Below are 15,390 nucleotides of genomic sequence, written 5' to 3'. Positions count from 1 at the left end.
TCTGATCGCCGGTGCGTACCCCCGGTACGGGCCGCTGCCGGATGCGCCTGATCGCCGGCGCCGAGCCCCGGCACGGGCCCCCCCCCCCGGCCCCCCCACCCCCGGCCGGGATCGCGTTGGGGCGTGCCGCGGGGGCTGGTTCTTCCACCCCCCCCATGTCGAAGGGACGACGATGAAGTTCCCCCTCAGACGCACCACTTGGACCCTCGCTGCCGCTCTCGCCCTGGCTGCCCTGTCCACCCTGCCCGCCTCACCCGCCCAGGCCGCGAGCACCCTCGCCAACACCGGCTTCGAAGCCGACGGTGCCGGCAGCGCGGCACCGAGCGGCTGGTCCGAGTACGGCACGACCGCCGCCTCGTTCTCCGAGGCCGGCGGACACGGCGGCAGCCACCGCCTCAGCCACTACTCCGCCTCCGCGTACAAGGTCGAGACGTACCAGTACCTCACCGGCCTCGCCGACGGGAACCACACGCTCAGCGGCTGGGTCCGCTCCAGCGGCGGGCAGAACTCCGCGTACATCTCCCTGAAGAACTGCGGGAGTTCCGAGCAGCGCACCGATCTGCCGCCGACGCCGAACGGCGCGTGGATACGCCTGGTCACCTCGGTCAAGGTCACCGGCGGCGCCTGCACCGTCAGCCTCACCTCGGACGCTGCCGCGGGCCAGTGGGCGAACTTCGACGACTTCGCCTTGACGCCCGGCTCCACCGCCGTGCCGGTGAAGGGCGCCGACATCTCCTCCCTCAAGAAGAACGAGGACTATGCGGGCGTCTACCGCAACGGCGCGGGCACGGCGACCGACGCGCTCGCCACCCTGAAGTCCGCAGGCATGAACTACGCGCGCCTGCGCGTCTGGCTGAACCCGGCGGACGGCTACAACAACAAGGCCCGTGTCCTCACCCAGGCCAAGCGCGTCAAGGCCCAGGGCATGAAGCTCCTTGTCGACTTCCATTACTCCGACACCTGGGCCGACCCCGGGGTGCAGTCCCCGCCGGCCGCCTGGGCCGGCCACTCGTACAGCCGGCTCCGCGACGACGTGTACCAGCACACGTACGACGTCCTCAACGCCCTCAAGGCGCAGGGCACCACCGCCGACATGGTGCAGATCGGCAACGAGATCAACACCGGGCTGCTCTGGCCGGAGGGCAACACGTCCAACTGGTCCCAGACGGCAGGCCTTTTGACGTCAGGTGCGCAGGCCGCGAAAGCCGTCTCGCCGACCACGCTCGTCGCGCTGCACCTCGCGCACGGCGGCGACAACGCGCTCTACCGCTGGTGGTTCGACAACGCCGTCGCCCAGGGCGTGCCCTTCGACGTCATCGGCCTGTCCTTCTACGGCTACTGGCACGGCGACCTGTCCGATCTGCAGGCCAACCTCGACGACCTGGCGTCCCGGTACAAGAAGCCGCTGTACGTCGCCGAGACCGCGTACCCCTTCCGGCTCGACAGCGATGACGGCTGGGAGAACGTGATCGACCGGAGCGACGAACTGGTCCCCGGGTATCCGGCGACCGAGGCGGGGCAGTCCGCCTGGTTCCGTGATGTGCTCAATGTCGTCGAGGCCGTACCCGGAGGCCGCGGACTCGGCGTCTTCTGGTGGGACGCCACCTGGACGGCGGTCGCGGGCAACGGCTGGGATCCGGCCGATCCGTCCACCGGGAACGCCTGGGAGAACCAGGCGCTGTTCGGATACGGGGACCGCCCGCTGCCGGCCATGCAGTGGTTCAAGCACCGCTAGGGCACGGTCACATCCACTTGACGCCGTCCACCTCGTGCTCACGCACCCGGTACGCCATCATCCGGCCCAGCAACTCGGCCGGCACCGGCTCCCCGTACGCGAGCTTGACCGAGCCCTTGCCCGTCTCGAACGGGGTGAGCTCCGCGTCGAAGGCTTCCCGGGTGCTGGGCGTGAAGACCACGTTCGCATGCTGCTTGTGGCCGCTCAGCATGAACAGGATCGTCCCCGAGGGGTGGACCCAGGCGGGATGGCCCCACTTGATCGCCCCGGTCGCGTCCGGCACGGCCGCACGGGCCAACGCGCACACCTGATCGAGGAGCTCACGGCCAGGACCTGCGAAGTCTTCCAGGTACTCGTCCACGGTCGTCGGCTTGCTCATGCGATCAGTGTGGCACGATGCGCCCGACGGACCGATCGGGCGGCGAAGGGATGCCATGAGCGGATACGGACGCTGGATCGACGACTCGGGACTGCCCGCGTTCGCCCTGCGCACCGGACCGCCACCACCCGCCTGGAACCGCGTCATCGACCCGCCGACCCGCCGCCGCTGGGTGCACCTCGGCAACCGCAGGCTCACCCTCGTGGCCGATACGGACGGCCGGTGCGGCCTCTGGGACGAGCACAAGGATCTGCGCTGGCTCACCGAACCCGAACCGCAGGGCACGGGAGTGAGCCAGGTGTACGACGGGGAGGCGGTGCTCCTGACGTCGGCGCGCACGGAGGGGTGTGATCCGCGGATCGTGTTCGGACCCACGTATCTGCGCGTCGGCACCGAGTCCGGGGACCTGGCCCTGCGACGGACCGTGACGGTGCCCGAGGGCGAGGAGCCGTTCGTCCAGATCCAGGTCGTTGTCATCAACCGCCGTGCCGAGAGCGTGCGTTGGACGCTGAGCGAGGAGTGGGACGTACGGCAGCGGGTCCTCGAGTACCTGGAGATCGGTGCGCGTACCCAGAGGCCCGTGTACGAAGGCGGCGAGCCGCTGAGGCTCGAAGGGCCCGGCGTCGTGGCCGAGGGGTCGCAGGGGCTGCTCCGGGTGGAGGTGCCGCTCGAACTCGGGGCGGGGCAGCGGGAGTCGGTGCACTTCCGGTTCGGGCTCGCCGTCGCGTCCGGTGACCGAAGTGCCGCGTCCAGCGATCGCGGAGCCGCGTCCCGTGCCCACAGCGCGCCGTTACTGTCCCAGTCCCAGTCCCAGTCCCAGTCCCAGTCCCAGTCCCAGCCCCCGTCCGCCGACCTCGGCCTCCTGCGCCGCCGCCTCCCCGAAGCCGCCGCGGTCCAGGCCCCGCAGGCCGCCCGTGAGATCCCCTGGCATGCGGCCCTGCTGACGGGCGGAGCCTGTGCGGACGGCGTTCTCGGCGGGCACACCCTCGACCAGGGCTCGGCCTACTCGTACCGTCACGGTTTCAACGGCGCCGCACGCGACCCGCTCCAGCACGCGCTCCCGCTCGTCCACACCGAGCCCGATCTCGCCCTGTCGGTCCTGCGGAACACCTGCGCCTGGGCGAGCCCCGAAGGCGAACTCCCGTACGCGCTCGACAACGTGAAGCAGCCCCGCACCGATCTCTTCCAGCCCTCCGACCAGAACCTGTGGACGCTGTGGCTGGCCGCCGAATACGCGGCGGCGACCGGGGACCTGGCCGCGTTCGCGCAACCCGCGCCGTTCCACCCCGTGCACAAGGCGGAGCAGGTGCCGCTGCGGGAGCATCTGCGGCGGCAGTTCCGCTGGTTCAAGGACATCGTCGGGACCGGCGAACACGGCCATGTGCGCATCCTCAACGCCGACTGGAACGACCTCGCGCTCGACGAGGCCGGCATCGACCGGCAGACGATGATCGACCACGGTGAATCCGTACTCAACTCGGCCATGGCCGCATGGGTGCTGCCCGTCTACGCCGGACTCGCGCAGCGGCTCGGGGACCAGGCGACCGCGGCCGAGGCGCGGGCCTACGGCGAAGAGTTGCGCGTGCGCGTGGCGGGGGAGTGGAACGGGCGCTGGTTCCGGCGCGCGCTCGGACCCGGCGGCGCACAGGTGGGCGAGGACTCCTTGTGGCTCGAAGGGCAGCCCTGGGCGATCCTGTGCGGCGCCGCGACCGACGAGCAGGCGCGTCAACTCCTTTTCACCATCGACGAGTTGCTGCGGAAGGACGCACCGCTCGGGGCGCGCCTCCACTGGCCGCCGAAGGCCGACGGCATGGGCGGCCACTGGTACGCGATCAACGCCACGCTCATCTGGGCCGCGGCACGGATCGACCCCGGGCTCGCCTGGGACGAATGGCGGCGGATGTCCCTCTCCGCGCACACCGAGGCGTACCCCGGCCTGTGGGAGGGCACGCTGTCCGGCCCCGACGCCTATCTGCCGCCCGAGTCCGAACGCCCGGGCCAGACCTGGGTGCTGCCCGGTCTCGGCGTCGCGATGCAGGCGTGGCCGGTGGCCAACCAGCACAGCCACGCCCAGCCGCTCCTCGCCTATCTCCGCCTGCTCGGCGTCGAACCCACCCGGGACGGACGGCTCGCGGTGGGCGGCGGCGCGCACTTCTCCAGCCGCTTCCTCACCGTGCGGCCGGACGGTTCCGGACGGCTGCGCGGGAGCGGCGCCCTGGCGGTCACCGCACGCGACGGACGCCGCTACGACGGTCAAGGGGAGGTCGCCTGGGGGGAGTTCACCGGGGGATGAGAGGGTGTGGCGCGTGAGGTTCCGGATACGTGGGCGAAGACCCTGGTTGCACCTTCGTTCACCAGTCCGAACGCATATAGCAGAGCTCGGCGAGCTTCGCTCGACTTTGCCAACTGGCCCGCGCACAGGATGCGTTCACGACTACCGTGTGTGTCCGCCGATCTACGCACCGGACGCAAGCCAGCGTCCGGACGGACCGGTGTGCGGTGCTGCCACATCGCACAGGTCCGCCGGCCGGACACGGCTGCGGACCCCACGCCATTCGTACGACCCTCCGCTCCACACCTCGCACCGAACCCGAGCGAATTCCACCCGAGGACGCTGATGTCGAATCTCCGCGAACCGGCCGCACGCGCAGATCGCCGTGAGGGCGGGCGACACGGCAGGCAGCCGAGCCGCGCCGACCGGACCGCGCGATCCGGTATGCCCGAGACGCATATACGCCGACAGATGCTGCGCATCGCGGTGCTGCCCGCCGTCGCGGTGTCCCTGTGCGGCGCGGCCGCCGTCCTGTTCACCCTGCGCTCGACCGAGGCCAGCCCCGACATGGAGCTCTGGGTCGTGCTCGCCGGTGCCGGCTTAGTCGCCCTGGCCGGCATCGCCGCGGCGGCCATCGCCGCCGAGCGTTCGGCCAGGACCGCACGGGACCGGCTGATCTCCCTGCGCAAGACCAGCGCACGCGGCCAGGCCGATCTCCGTCAGCTGGTGGAGCGACTGCGGCGCGGCGAAGGGCCGCCGCCGCGCAAGGCGCCCGGACGCCCCAGCCAGGACCCCGACGAATTCGAGCAGCTGGCCGAGGAGTTGGGCCGCGCCCACGACATGGCCATCGCCTCCGTCGTCCAGGCCTCCCAGCTCTCCAGCCACGCAGGCAGCGAACAGAAGGTCGAGGTCTTCGTCAACCTCGCCAGGCGTCTGCAGTCCCTGGTGCACCGCGAGATCCAGCTCCTCGACGAGCTGGAGAACGAGGTCGAGGACCCCGAGCTGCTCAAGGGCCTCTTCCACGTCGACCACCTCGCCACCCGTATCCGCCGGCACGCGGAGAACCTCGCGGTGCTCGGCGGCGCCATCTCCCGGCGCCAGTGGTCCAACCCGGTCACCATGACCGAGGTGCTGCGCTCCGCTATCGCGGAAGTCGAGCAGTACTCGCGCGTCAAGCTGGTGCCCCCGATCGACGGCACCCTGCGCGGTCACGCCGTCGCCGACGTCATCCACCTGCTCGCCGAACTCGTCGAGAACGCCACGGTGTTCTCCGCCCCGCACACCCAGGTGCTGCTGCGCGCCAGCCATGTCACCGCCGGCCTCGCGGTCGAGGTGGAGGACCGCGGCCTCGGCATGCCGGTCACCGAGCAGAACAAGATGAACACCCTGCTCTCCGACCCCGACCAGGTCAACGTCGCCAGTCTGCTCTCCGACGGCCGGATCGGCCTGTTCGTGGTCTCCGCCCTCGCCCGGCGGCACGGTGTCGCCGTACGGCTGCAGTCGAACATCTACGGCGGCATCCAGGCCGTCATCGTGCTGCCGCAGGGTCTGCTCGGCTCCGAACAGTCACCGCAGCAGTCAGGGCAGACCGCCGAGCAGCCGCGCGTGCAGAGCACCGGAGCCGGCGAGCCCGCCCAGCTCACCAGCGCGCAGCACACGGGATCCACCGCACAGCACACCGGATCCACCGCACGGCCCGCACCGCAGCCGCTGCCCCAGCCGGTTCCTCAGCCCATGAGCCGGACCGGCGAAACTCCCGCGCTCGCCTCGCACACCGCACCGGCCCCGTCGCTGGGCCACGTACCCGAACAGCCGCAGCGCGACGACACCCCGTACCAGCCCGCCACCGCCGGACTCCCCGTGACGGGCAACGGCAGCCGCCTGAACGGTGGTTCGCCGCTCCCCGTGCGTGCCACCCACGAGGAGCGGGCCACCCCGTCCGAAGCCGTCCCCGGCATCCGGCCCGAGGACCGCGCCGCCGCCACCGAGCACCACAGTTCACCCGCGCCCGTGCACAGCGCGGTGCGCGGCACCATGGGCCGCCCGCAGCTGCCCAAGCGCCGCGCCCAGGAGCACATCGCCCCCCAGCTGCGCGAAGAGCCGCCCGCCCGCCCCGACAACGGGCATGTGGTCGGCCATGACCCGGGTCTGATGGCCGCGTTCCAGCGGGGCATCGGGCTCGCCGAGGCGGCGGATCCTTCGCAGGACCCCACCCAGGACCGCGAACAGTCCCTCCGCAGCCGGGGGAGTGACCCGACCGGATGACCCGATTACCCGCGCCCCCCAGGATCCCCGCGTACCCCGCGACCCCCTCGAATCCGCCGCAGGACCCTCGTACCCCAAGGAGTCGATCCACCATGGCGAGCGATGTGCCGAACGGCCATGTCTCCGATCTCGACTGGCTGTTGAGCGGCCTGGTGCAGCGGGTGCCGCACACCCGCAGCGCCGTGCTCCTCTCCTCCGACGGACTGGTCAAGTCCGTCCACGGACTCGACACCGACAGCGCCGACCACATGGCCGCGCTGGCCTCCGGCCTCTACTCCCTGGGCCGCAGCGCCGGCGCGCGCTTCGGTGACGGAGGTGAGGTGCGCCAGGTCGTCGTCGAGCTGGACTCCACCCTGCTGTTCGTCTCCACCGCAGGCTCCGGTACCTGTCTGGCGGTGCTCGCCGGGCGGGACGCCGACGCCGCGGTTCTCGGTTACGAGATGGCGATGCTGGTGAAGAGTGTGCGGCCCTACTTGGTGACACCTGCGCGGCAGGCCGCCGAGTCCGGTCCGAGGCTCTGAACATGGCGGCCCCGCAGGACGGGCCGTGGCTCGACGACGCGGCCGGCCGACTGGTGCGCCCCTACACGGTGAGCAATGGGCGCACCCGGCCGACCGCTGCCCTGGATCTTCTCTCGATGGTGATGACCACCGGCGCCCTGCCGGCCGGTCAGATGGGACCCGAACACACCGACGCGCTCGGTCTGATCGGGTCCCGCCCCACCTCGGTGGCGGAGGTGGCCGCGCACTTACGGCTCCCCGCAGTGGTCACCAAGGTGGTGCTGTCGGATCTCGTCGACTGCGGGGCGCTCACCGCGAAGGCCCCGTCGTTCCGCACGCACAACCCCACCGACCGGTCGCTATTGGAGGCAGTGCTCGATGGCCTACGACGACGGCTCTGATGCCTTCGCCCAGGACCCCTTCCCCACCGCGCTCAAAATCCTTGTCGCGGGAGGCTTCGGGGTCGGCAAGACGACGTTCGTGGGCGCGGTCAGCGAGATCGAACCGCTGAGCACCGAGGAGCTGCTCACCACGGTGAGCGTCGGTACCGACCGGCTCGACGGCGTCGAGCACAAGACCACCACGACGGTCGCCATGGACTTCGGCCGGATCACGCTCGATTCCCGCAATGTGCTCTATCTCTTCGGCACCCCGGGCCAGGAGCGGTTCTGGTTCATGTGGGACGAGTTGTCCGAGGGCGCGCTCGGGGCGGTCGTCCTGGCCGACACCCGGCGCCTCGAGGACTGCTTCGCCGCCGTCGACTTCTTCGAACGCCGCGGGATCGGCTTCGTCGTCGCGGTCAACGAGTTCGACGGCGCCTTCCGTTACGAGCCCGAAGAAGTGCGCTCCGCCATAGATCTGCGGCCCGAGGTCCCGGTGGTCCTGTGCGACGCCAGAATCTCCTCCTCCGGCATCCAGACCCTGGTGACCCTCGTCCAGCATCTGCTCACCAAGAGCACTCCGGCCCCGAGCTTTGGAGCAACGACATGACGTACGACCCGACCGGGCATCTCCTGCTCACGCCCATCGACAAGGAGGCGCCGAGCCGGGTGCAGCGCCTGCGCCAGCTCGGCCTCGGCGAACACGCGGACCCGGCCTTCGACGCCTTCGCGGACCGTCTCGCCGAGGTCACCGGGGCGCCGTTCTCGATGGTCAACTTCATCGACGAGAACCGGCAGTTCTTCGCCGGTCTGCACACCCCGACCGGCACGCACTCCGGTTCCGAACTCGGCGCCGCCGCCGCCAGCGCGGGGGTCAGCCGCTATATGGCCCGCGACCACGGCTACTGCCCGCATGTGGTGGTCCGCCGCAAGGCCCTGGTCCTGGAGGACGTCTGCGACTACCCGCGCTTCGCGGGCAATCCGGTGGTCGACGAGATCGGCATCCGCTCCTACCTGGGCGCGCCGCTGATCGACCGTACGGGCATGGCGCTCGGCACCATCTGCGTGGTCGACACCGAGCCGCGCCCCTGGGGGAGGGCGGGGCTCGAGACGATCAAGTCCCTGGCCGCCGAGCTGATCGAGCAGATCCACCGCCGGGAGGAGGGGCGCATCTGATCACGGTGCGGTCAGACGAACCGCCCGGGGGCGCAGGTTCCGTTCACGGCAAGGGAGTTCATACCTTGCCGGCACAGTGCGTGCGCTGGGGCGGGACCTGACCCCAGTTCCCGTCCGCCCAGTCCAGGTCCTGATCCGGGCTCGGCGGCTGATTGCGTACGAGCTCACTGAGCCGCTCCGACCAGCTGCCCTTCGCCGTGCCCAGCGCCACCTCGGCCAGCCTGAGCAGCTGGACGTCCGAGGTGCCCGCAGGCGCGAAGATGTGGTGCGCGTCCCGCAGGAAGCGCTCGATGGGCCGGTTGGTGAAGAGGCCGGCGGCGGCATGGATCTCCATCGCGTTGCGCGCCGAGTCCAGGGCCGATTCGACATTGACGACCTTGGCGTTCATCAACTCCGCATCGCAGTCCGCGCCTTGGTCGAGCAGATGCACCGCGTGATAGGCGGCGAGCCGTGCGGTCATCAGCCGGGACTGCATCTGACCCAGCTTGATCTTGACGTTGGAGAGCGCGTGCAGCGGCTTGCCGTAGCGCTCGCGCTCCGCGCAGAAGCGGGTCGTCTCCTCCACCAGCGCCTGATGGATCCCGAGCGACACGGCCGTGAGGTTCGCCCGGCCGTACAGGACGCTCGAGGAGTACGCGACGGAAAGGCCCTCGCCCTCGGCGCCGAGCCGATTGGCGGCCGGGACACGGCAGTTGTCGAAGATCAGCTCGCCGAAGCTGAAACCGTGCAGCCCCATCGCCGGCTGCTGCTCGCCCAGGGAGAAGCCCGGACGGTCCGACTCCACCAGGAACGCGGTGAGCCCCTTGGAGCCCGGCCCGGTGCGGACGATGACGCCGTGCAGATCGCCGACGTGGCTGTTGCCCACGTACACCTTGCGGCCGTTGAGCACATAGTCCTCGCCGTCCCGTACGGCGCTCGCGGCCATTCCGAGGACGTGGCCGCCCGATTCGTGCTCGGTGACCGCGATCGTGGGCAGGCAGTGGCCGGCGGCCACTGCCGGGAGCCAGGTCTTCTTCTGGTCGTCGTTGCCGAAGTGCACGATCTTGGCGACGCCCAGCTGGGAGGCCTGCACCATCGCGCCCATCGCTCCGCTGACCCGTGACAGCTCCTCGATGATGAGGGTCTTGGCGAGGTGCCCCGCGCCCATCCCGCCGTACTCCTCGGGGATGGTCGCCCCCAGCCAGCCCTGCCGTGCGATCAGCCGCGATATGCCATGGGCGGTGGAACGCGACTCCTCCATCGCCGGGACCCGCGGAAGGACCTCCCGTTCGGCGAAACTCCTGACCTCTTCGCGGAGTTGATGGTGCCGTCGGCTGGTGAAGTAGCTGTCCATGGTTCCCATGGTGTCCATCGCGAGCCTTCCTCCGTGAAAAGCCTGCTCGCAGGGTTGTTCGAGCAGGAGTTTTCTTCGAAGTGGTCCCGTCCCGAACAGGCCACCACACCATCTTGTTGAAGCTTGAGGCAACCACAAGATCGTCTCGCAACTTTGGCGCAAAAGCGGACAGTTGACATACGCCGGGTCGGCGTCGGGTGCGGTGAGTCCATCCGGTCCACGCCCGAGGCATTCCCCTCGGCCATCCGGCTGCCACATGCCTCGGGCAACAGTTTCTGCGGCATATGGCAGACCGGGTCGTCGGATCGGCCTGGAACGCTCAGAGTGTCCATCGTGGGCGACAGAATTCGGACACAGTCGCCCTTGTCCGGTCCGGAATTGGACTCACGGAATGAGCCATCCCCGTTCCGCATCCTGAGACGGGGATACGGGAGTGCCGGGGTAGGTCCGGAGTGCCGGGGTTTCGGGTCGGAGGCACACCCGTTGCGCGGATCTTTTCCGGACTCGCCCGCCCCAGGTGCCCCGCCGAGCGCGAACAGGTGTTCGCTGTCCGGAAGGGGTGTGGTGCAGGAACGGTTCGGCTACACGTGGGTACGGAGGCGGCGGGCTGGGCGTGTGGATGCGCGAGGGGGCGTGAAGGGGGCGCGCTTTGTGTGTGTCCTGGCGGGCGAGGTGGTCGGTCGGGGCGTGGCGCCCAGTTCAGGCGCCCAACCAGACGAGATAGGCGGCGCCGGCCCAGCGCAAGGACCGGCCTGCCGGCCTGTCGGCCTGTCGGCCCGCCGCGCATGCCGGGCCGTCCTGCCTGCCGGCCCCGGCCGGCAGGACGGCCTCCACGTCTGGGGTTCGCCCCCTGTGAGTCAGGCGCTAGGCCAGCACATCCACCGCCAACTCCCGCACCACGTCCTCGTCCACCTCCACCCCGAGCCCCGGACCCGTGGGTACATGGGCCACGCCCTTCTCGACCGTCACGGTCGGTCCCGCGTACGGGGAGCCGATGAACTGGCGGCCGTTGAGGTCCACGGGTGTGTCGATCCCATGGGCCGCGAACAGGTGGATCGAGGCGGCGAGCCCGAGGTCGGAGTCGGTGAGGCCCGAGCCCATCAGCCGCACCCCGCTGTCCTCGGCCAGCTGGCACAACCGCCGCGACAGGGTGAGTCCGCCGCTGCGCTGCACCTTGGCGATGGCCACGTCCACGGCCTCGAGACGTACGAAGGTCGCCAGGTCCGAGGGGTGGCGCAGGGACTCGTCCAGGGCGACCGGCAGCGGAGAGCTGTCGCGCAGCCGGCGCAGTCCGGCCACATCGTTGGCAGGCAGCGGCTGTTCGAAGGCGGTGACGCCCAACTCGTCCAGGCGGCGGGCGACTCGCAGGGCGCTGTGCACGGAGTACGCCTGGTTGGCGTCCACCCACAGGGGCGCCGCCGGCGCGTGCTCGCGTACGGCGGCGACCACCGCGAGGTCGGTCTCCTCGTCGTGCAGCCCGATCTTGACCTTGAAGGCCTGGTAGCCGAGCGCGAGCCCCTCGGCGACGCTCTCGCCCACCTGCGACGGCGTCTGGCCCGACACGATCCAGCCCAACCGCAGTGATTCCACCCGCCGTTGACCCCACAGCACACCCAACGGCACCCCGGCCGCACGGCCGAGCAGATCGTGCAGGGCCACGTCCACCGCCGACTTGGCGAGCGGGGCGCCGATGCTGAAACCTCGGTTCACCGCGCGGTCGAAGGCGCGGTCGACTCCGTCGAGGTCCCAGGCGGGGCGGCCGGTGATGGCGGGGGCGAGATAGCGGTCGATGGTCGTCACGATGGACTCGGACGTCTCGTACGTCCAGGCGGGGATCGGGGTCGCCTCGCCCCAGCCGTGCACCCCGTCGGCGCTCACCTTCACCAGGACGCGGATGCTCGGCAGGCCGGCGACGGCCACCGCGCCGCCCGAGACACCGAACGAGCGGTGCGTGGGCAGCGCCACCGCGAAGGTCTCCACACGGTCGATGACCAGCGAAGCGAGTGCGGCCGGCTGAGAGCTTGCTCCGGTCGGTTCCATGTCCAACACAGGCCTCTCGATAGGGGAGTTGCGGACGTAGGGCCCCTCGGCCCCGCGGTGGGCGGGGCCGGCGGCGCGGAAACCTGTGCACGACCTATTGACCGTGCACTCGGGCGGTCATTAGCGTGACCGGGAGCGTACCAGAAAGCGCTTTCTGAAAGCGTTTCCGATCAGAGCCCGAGCGCGGCCCAACCGAAGAAGGGGCGCAGGGACCGACGAAAGGTCGGACGAAAGTCCGAGCACCATCCCGAGCAACCAGCTCTCCGTCAACTGCAGTCACCCTCAGGGGAGTTCCTCGTGAGTCAGAGCGCACTGTCCTCGGCACCCGTGAAGACGGCGGGTGTCGCGCTACGTGAAAGCCCGAGCGCGCGTGAGCGGTTCGCCGACGCCGCGGAGAAGAGCTGGCGTCCCGTGGCCCTGCTGCTCGCCTGCTTCGTGGCCTGGTGGGCGATCGCCGCCCTGGAGCTGGTCGAGCCGTATCTGGTGCCCTCGCCCGGCAATACCTTCGAGGTGATCGTCGAGAAGCCGGACTACCTCTGGCAGCACAGCTGGGTGACCACGTACGAGACGCTGATCGGCTTCGTCGTGGCGGTGGCCATCGGGGTGTTCGCCGCCGTGATCATGGTCTACTCCTCGACCGTCGAGAAAACGCTCTACCCGATCCTGCTCTTCGCGCAGGTCGTACCGAAGATCGCCATCGCGCCGCTGTTCGTGGTGTGGCTGGGCTTCGGCATGGCGCCGAAGATCGTGATCGCGGTCCTCATCGCGTTCTTCCCCGTGGTGATCTCGATGGTGACCGGACTCAAGGCCGTCGACCCGGAGATGCTCCAGCTCTCCTCGACGATGGGCGCGAGCCCCTGGCAGACCTTTGTGAAGATCCGCTTCCCCGCCTCCCTGCCGCACCTGTTCTCCGGCCTCAAGGTCGCCGTCACGCTGGCGGTGACCGGAGCCGTGGTCGGGGAGTTCGTCGGGGCCAACGAGGGTCTCGGCTATGTGATCCTCCAGGCCAACGGCAACCTCGACACCCCGATGCTGTTCGCGGGCCTCCTGGTGATGTCCCTGATCGGCGTCGTGCTCTTCGTCATCGTCGAGATCGCCGAGAAGCTGCTGCTCCCCTGGCACGCGAGCCGCCGGGAGTCCGGCGTCACGACCGCGTTCTGACCGGCGTGCGACCCCCGAACCCGCACCGCAAGGATCCGGCCCCCGCACCGCAAAGATCCGGACCTCCCCACCGCAAGGATCCGGCCCCCGCACCACAAGGATCCGGACCCCCGCCACGTATGACCGGCACAACCAGCAAGCCCCGTCCCGCACTTCAGGCAAGTGACCCCGACATCCGCTCGTGAAAGGGCAGGCCACCATGCACCCGCGCAGAACCTTGATAGGCCTCGTCCCGCTGCTCCTGGTCGCCGCCACGGCCTGCGGCGGGGACGACTCCTCCACCACGACCAGCAAGGACGGCAAGAAGCTGGACAAGGTGACGCTGACGCTCAATTGGTACCCGTACGGGGAGCACGCGCCGTTCTACTACGGCAAGGCGCAGAAGATCTTCGAGGACAACGGGATCGACCTGACCATCCAGGCCGGCCAGGGCTCCCAGAAGACCGTGCAGGCCACCGCCGCCGGGCAGACCGACTTCGGCTGGGCCGACACCCCCGCGGTGCTCGCCGGTGTCGAGCAGGGCGTGAACGTCAAGAGTCTCGGTGTCTTCCTGCAGACCACACCGGCCTCCGTGCAGTTCTTCGCCGACCAGAACATCAAGTCGCCCGCCGACCTCAAGGGCAAGGTCATCGCCGGTACGACGGGTGACGCGCTGTCGAAGACCTTCCCGGCCTTCCTCGCGGCCAACGACCTGAAGGAATCGGACGTCACCGTCCAGAACACCGACCCGGCGGGCAAGATCGCCGCGGTGATCTCCGGGAAGACGGACGCCCTGCTCGGCTACGCGAGCGACCAGGGTCCGACCATGGCCAACAAGGCGAAGAAGGACGTCGAGTACCTCCGCTTCTCGGAGCACGGCCTGAACTTCTACTCCAACGGTCTGATCGCCGGTCAGAAGACCCTCGCCAAGACCGACCTGGCCAAGCGTATGGCGAAGGCCGTCAGCGAGTCCTGGGCCGCCGCCGAGAAGGCGCCCGCCGACGCGGTGAAGTCGATGGACGGCGCCTCCGAGCAGCTGCCGCCCGAGGAGGTCCTGACCGAGCAGTTCAAGACCACGCTCACGCTGCTCCACACGGACGCCACCGAAGGCCAGGCTCCCGGCGCGAACACCGAGGAGGACTGGCAGACGACCATCGACGTCTTCAAGGACGCGGGTCTGGTCCAGAACGCCAAGCCGGTGGCCGATTACTGGGCCCAGGACCTGGCGCCGAAGAGCTGATCATGCCGGGAGCTCAGATGTCGGAAACCGACCAGCCCGACGGGGCGGACATGACCCAACTCGTCAAGGACAAGACGGCGGACAGCGGACCGGAACCCGCCGTACGGATCGAGGACGTGGCCGTCCGCTTCCGCAGCAAGAAGCGGGATGTCACCGCGCTCACCGATGTGTCGCTCGACGTCACACCGGGCGAGTTCGTGGCCATCGTCGGCCCGTCGGGGTGCGGCAAGTCCACGCTGCTCAAACTGGTCGCGGGTCTGCTCAAGTCCTCGTCCGGCCAGGTGCGGCTGCAGGGCGAGCGGGTCGCCGGACCCCGCCATGACATCGGATACGTCTTCCAGCGGGCCGCTCTGCTCGAGTGGCGCTCGGCGCTGAAGAACATCCTGTTGCAGGCGGAGATCCGTAAGCTGCCGGCCGCGCAGGCGCGGGCCCGCGCGGACGAACTCATCCGGATGACCGGCCTCGAAGGCTTCGAGGACGCACTGCCGCATGAGCTCTCCGGAGGCATGCAGCAGCGTGTGGCCCTGTGCCGTGCGCTGCTTCACCGGCCGCCGGTGCTCCTGATGGACGAGCCGTTCGGTGCCCTCGACGCGCTCACCCGTGAGCAGATGAACGTCGAACTCCACCGGATCTGGCGGGAGACGGGCACCACGGTGCTCCTCGTCACGCACTCCATCGCGGAGGCCGTGTACCTGGCGGACCGGGTGGTGGTGATGAGCCCGCGCCCCGGCACCATCCAGGAGATCATCCAGGTGGACCTGCCGGCCGAGCGGGATTACGCGGAGACGATGGGGCGCGCGGAGTTCCGCGACGCGACCACGCATATCCGCGGACTGCTCGGGACGGCGGCGGAGGGCGACTGACGCCCGCCGAGGTCCCGTACGAAAAGCGGCCCGCCCCCTCCCCACGAGGGGGCGGGGCGCGTTCCCC

Annotated in this window: 13 protein-coding genes; 10 read left to right on the top strand and 3 right to left on the bottom strand. The window is 69.9% G+C overall.

All coding sequences use genetic code 11. The features are described from left to right. Positions 1 to 172: 172 nt before the first annotated feature. Positions 173 to 1,735: an arabinogalactan endo-1,4-beta-galactosidase gene (locus tag JAO81_RS02545; protein ID WP_199546058.1), complete on the top strand. Its 1,563-nt coding sequence runs from the start codon at positions 173 to 175 to the stop codon at positions 1,733 to 1,735. A gap of 7 nt (positions 1,736 to 1,742) precedes the next feature. On the opposite strand, the gene JAO81_RS02540 is transcribed toward JAO81_RS02545, so the two are convergent. Further along, on the bottom strand, positions 1,743 to 2,114 hold the full coding sequence (locus JAO81_RS02540) for an iron chaperone (RefSeq protein ID WP_199546057.1): 372 nt from the start codon (positions 2,112 to 2,114) through the stop codon (positions 1,743 to 1,745). A 55-nt stretch (positions 2,115 to 2,169) separates the two neighbouring features. Between JAO81_RS02540 and JAO81_RS02535 the strand changes: the two genes are divergently transcribed. From JAO81_RS02535 to JAO81_RS02510, 6 genes are all read left to right on the top strand, one after another. After that, entirely contained in the window at positions 2,170 to 4,407 is a 2,238-nt protein-coding gene (locus tag JAO81_RS02535) for a GH36-type glycosyl hydrolase domain-containing protein (protein WP_199546056.1), read from the top strand. Positions 4,408 to 4,731: 324 nt separating this feature from the next. Continuing rightward, the gene (locus tag JAO81_RS02530) at positions 4,732 to 6,651 is read left to right on the top strand and encodes a sensor histidine kinase KdpD (protein WP_199546055.1); all 1,920 of its coding nucleotides are present in this window, start codon (positions 4,732 to 4,734) and stop codon (positions 6,649 to 6,651) included. Between the two features lie 92 nt (positions 6,652 to 6,743). After that, a complete protein-coding gene (locus JAO81_RS02525; RefSeq protein ID WP_165334173.1) occupies positions 6,744 to 7,172 on the top strand; it encodes a roadblock/LC7 domain-containing protein in 429 nt (142 codons plus the stop codon). 2 nt (positions 7,173 to 7,174) lie between these two features. Then, complete coding sequence (locus JAO81_RS02520) at positions 7,175 to 7,552, top strand: DUF742 domain-containing protein (RefSeq protein ID WP_199546054.1); 378 nt, start codon at positions 7,175 to 7,177, stop codon at positions 7,550 to 7,552. Continuing rightward, positions 7,530 to 8,141 carry an ATP/GTP-binding protein gene (locus JAO81_RS02515; RefSeq protein ID WP_199546053.1) on the top strand — a complete coding sequence of 204 codons (612 nt, stop codon included), beginning with the start codon at positions 7,530 to 7,532 and terminating at the stop codon, positions 8,139 to 8,141. The genes JAO81_RS02520 and JAO81_RS02515 overlap by 23 nt, the downstream gene beginning before the upstream one ends. Continuing rightward, positions 8,138 to 8,707, top strand: a complete 570-nt coding sequence (locus tag JAO81_RS02510) for a GAF domain-containing protein (RefSeq protein WP_199546052.1) — start codon at positions 8,138 to 8,140, stop codon at positions 8,705 to 8,707. Before JAO81_RS02515 ends, JAO81_RS02510 begins: the two co-directional genes overlap by 4 nt. Positions 8,708 to 8,765: 58 nt before the next feature. Here the strand turns inward: JAO81_RS02510 and JAO81_RS02505 are convergent, their stop codons facing one another. Both JAO81_RS02505 and JAO81_RS02500 read right to left on the bottom strand, forming a co-directional pair. Beyond that, positions 8,766 to 10,040: an acyl-CoA dehydrogenase family protein gene (locus JAO81_RS02505; RefSeq protein ID WP_199546104.1), complete on the bottom strand. Its 1,275-nt coding sequence runs from the start codon at positions 10,038 to 10,040 to the stop codon at positions 8,766 to 8,768. A gap of 864 nt (positions 10,041 to 10,904) precedes the next feature. Then, complete coding sequence (locus tag JAO81_RS02500) at positions 10,905 to 12,080, bottom strand: mandelate racemase/muconate lactonizing enzyme family protein (protein WP_199546051.1); 1,176 nt, start codon at positions 12,078 to 12,080, stop codon at positions 10,905 to 10,907. Between the two features lie 297 nt (positions 12,081 to 12,377). Between JAO81_RS02500 and JAO81_RS02495 the strand changes: the two genes are divergently transcribed. From JAO81_RS02495 to JAO81_RS02485, 3 genes are all read left to right on the top strand, one after another. Continuing rightward, entirely contained in the window at positions 12,378 to 13,241 is an 864-nt protein-coding gene (locus JAO81_RS02495) for an ABC transporter permease (RefSeq protein WP_199546050.1), read from the top strand. A gap of 199 nt (positions 13,242 to 13,440) precedes the next feature. Next, positions 13,441 to 14,460, top strand: a complete 1,020-nt coding sequence (locus JAO81_RS02490; protein WP_199546049.1) for an ABC transporter substrate-binding protein — start codon at positions 13,441 to 13,443, stop codon at positions 14,458 to 14,460. Between the two features lie 50 nt (positions 14,461 to 14,510). After that, positions 14,511 to 15,323, top strand: coding sequence for an ABC transporter ATP-binding protein (locus tag JAO81_RS02485; RefSeq protein ID WP_199546103.1), 813 nt, complete (start codon positions 14,511 to 14,513; stop codon positions 15,321 to 15,323). The last annotated feature ends 67 nt before the right edge of the window (positions 15,324 to 15,390 follow it).

The sequence above is a fragment of the Streptomyces sp. N35 genome (genome assembly GCF_016464295.1).
Lineage (GTDB): Bacteria > Actinomycetota > Actinomycetes > Streptomycetales > Streptomycetaceae > Streptomyces.
Note: the sequence above shows the minus strand (reverse complement) of the source record. Positions and strands in the feature narration are given on the sequence as shown.

Bases quoted from the DNA above. Each gene is read 5' to 3' on its own strand.
- JAO81_RS02545 (WP_199546058.1), top strand. From the start codon at position 173: ATGAAGTTCCCCCTCAGACGCACCACTTGGACCCTCGCTGCCGCTCTC.
- JAO81_RS02540 (WP_199546057.1), bottom strand. From the start codon at position 2,114: ATGAGCAAGCCGACGACCGTGGACGAGTACCTGGAAGACTTCGCAGGT.
- JAO81_RS02535 (WP_199546056.1), top strand. From the start codon at position 2,170: ATGAGCGGATACGGACGCTGGATCGACGACTCGGGACTGCCCGCGTTC.
- JAO81_RS02530 (WP_199546055.1), top strand. From the start codon at position 4,732: ATGTCGAATCTCCGCGAACCGGCCGCACGCGCAGATCGCCGTGAGGGC.
- JAO81_RS02525 (WP_165334173.1), top strand. From the start codon at position 6,744: ATGGCGAGCGATGTGCCGAACGGCCATGTCTCCGATCTCGACTGGCTG.
- JAO81_RS02520 (WP_199546054.1), top strand. From the start codon at position 7,175: ATGGCGGCCCCGCAGGACGGGCCGTGGCTCGACGACGCGGCCGGCCGA.
- JAO81_RS02515 (WP_199546053.1), top strand. From the start codon at position 7,530: ATGGCCTACGACGACGGCTCTGATGCCTTCGCCCAGGACCCCTTCCCC.
- JAO81_RS02510 (WP_199546052.1), top strand. From the start codon at position 8,138: ATGACGTACGACCCGACCGGGCATCTCCTGCTCACGCCCATCGACAAG.
- JAO81_RS02505 (WP_199546104.1), bottom strand. From the start codon at position 10,040: ATGGACAGCTACTTCACCAGCCGACGGCACCATCAACTCCGCGAAGAG.
- JAO81_RS02500 (WP_199546051.1), bottom strand. From the start codon at position 12,080: ATGGAACCGACCGGAGCAAGCTCTCAGCCGGCCGCACTCGCTTCGCTG.
- JAO81_RS02490 (WP_199546049.1), top strand. From the start codon at position 13,441: ATGCACCCGCGCAGAACCTTGATAGGCCTCGTCCCGCTGCTCCTGGTC.
- JAO81_RS02485 (WP_199546103.1), top strand. From the start codon at position 14,511: ATGACCCAACTCGTCAAGGACAAGACGGCGGACAGCGGACCGGAACCC.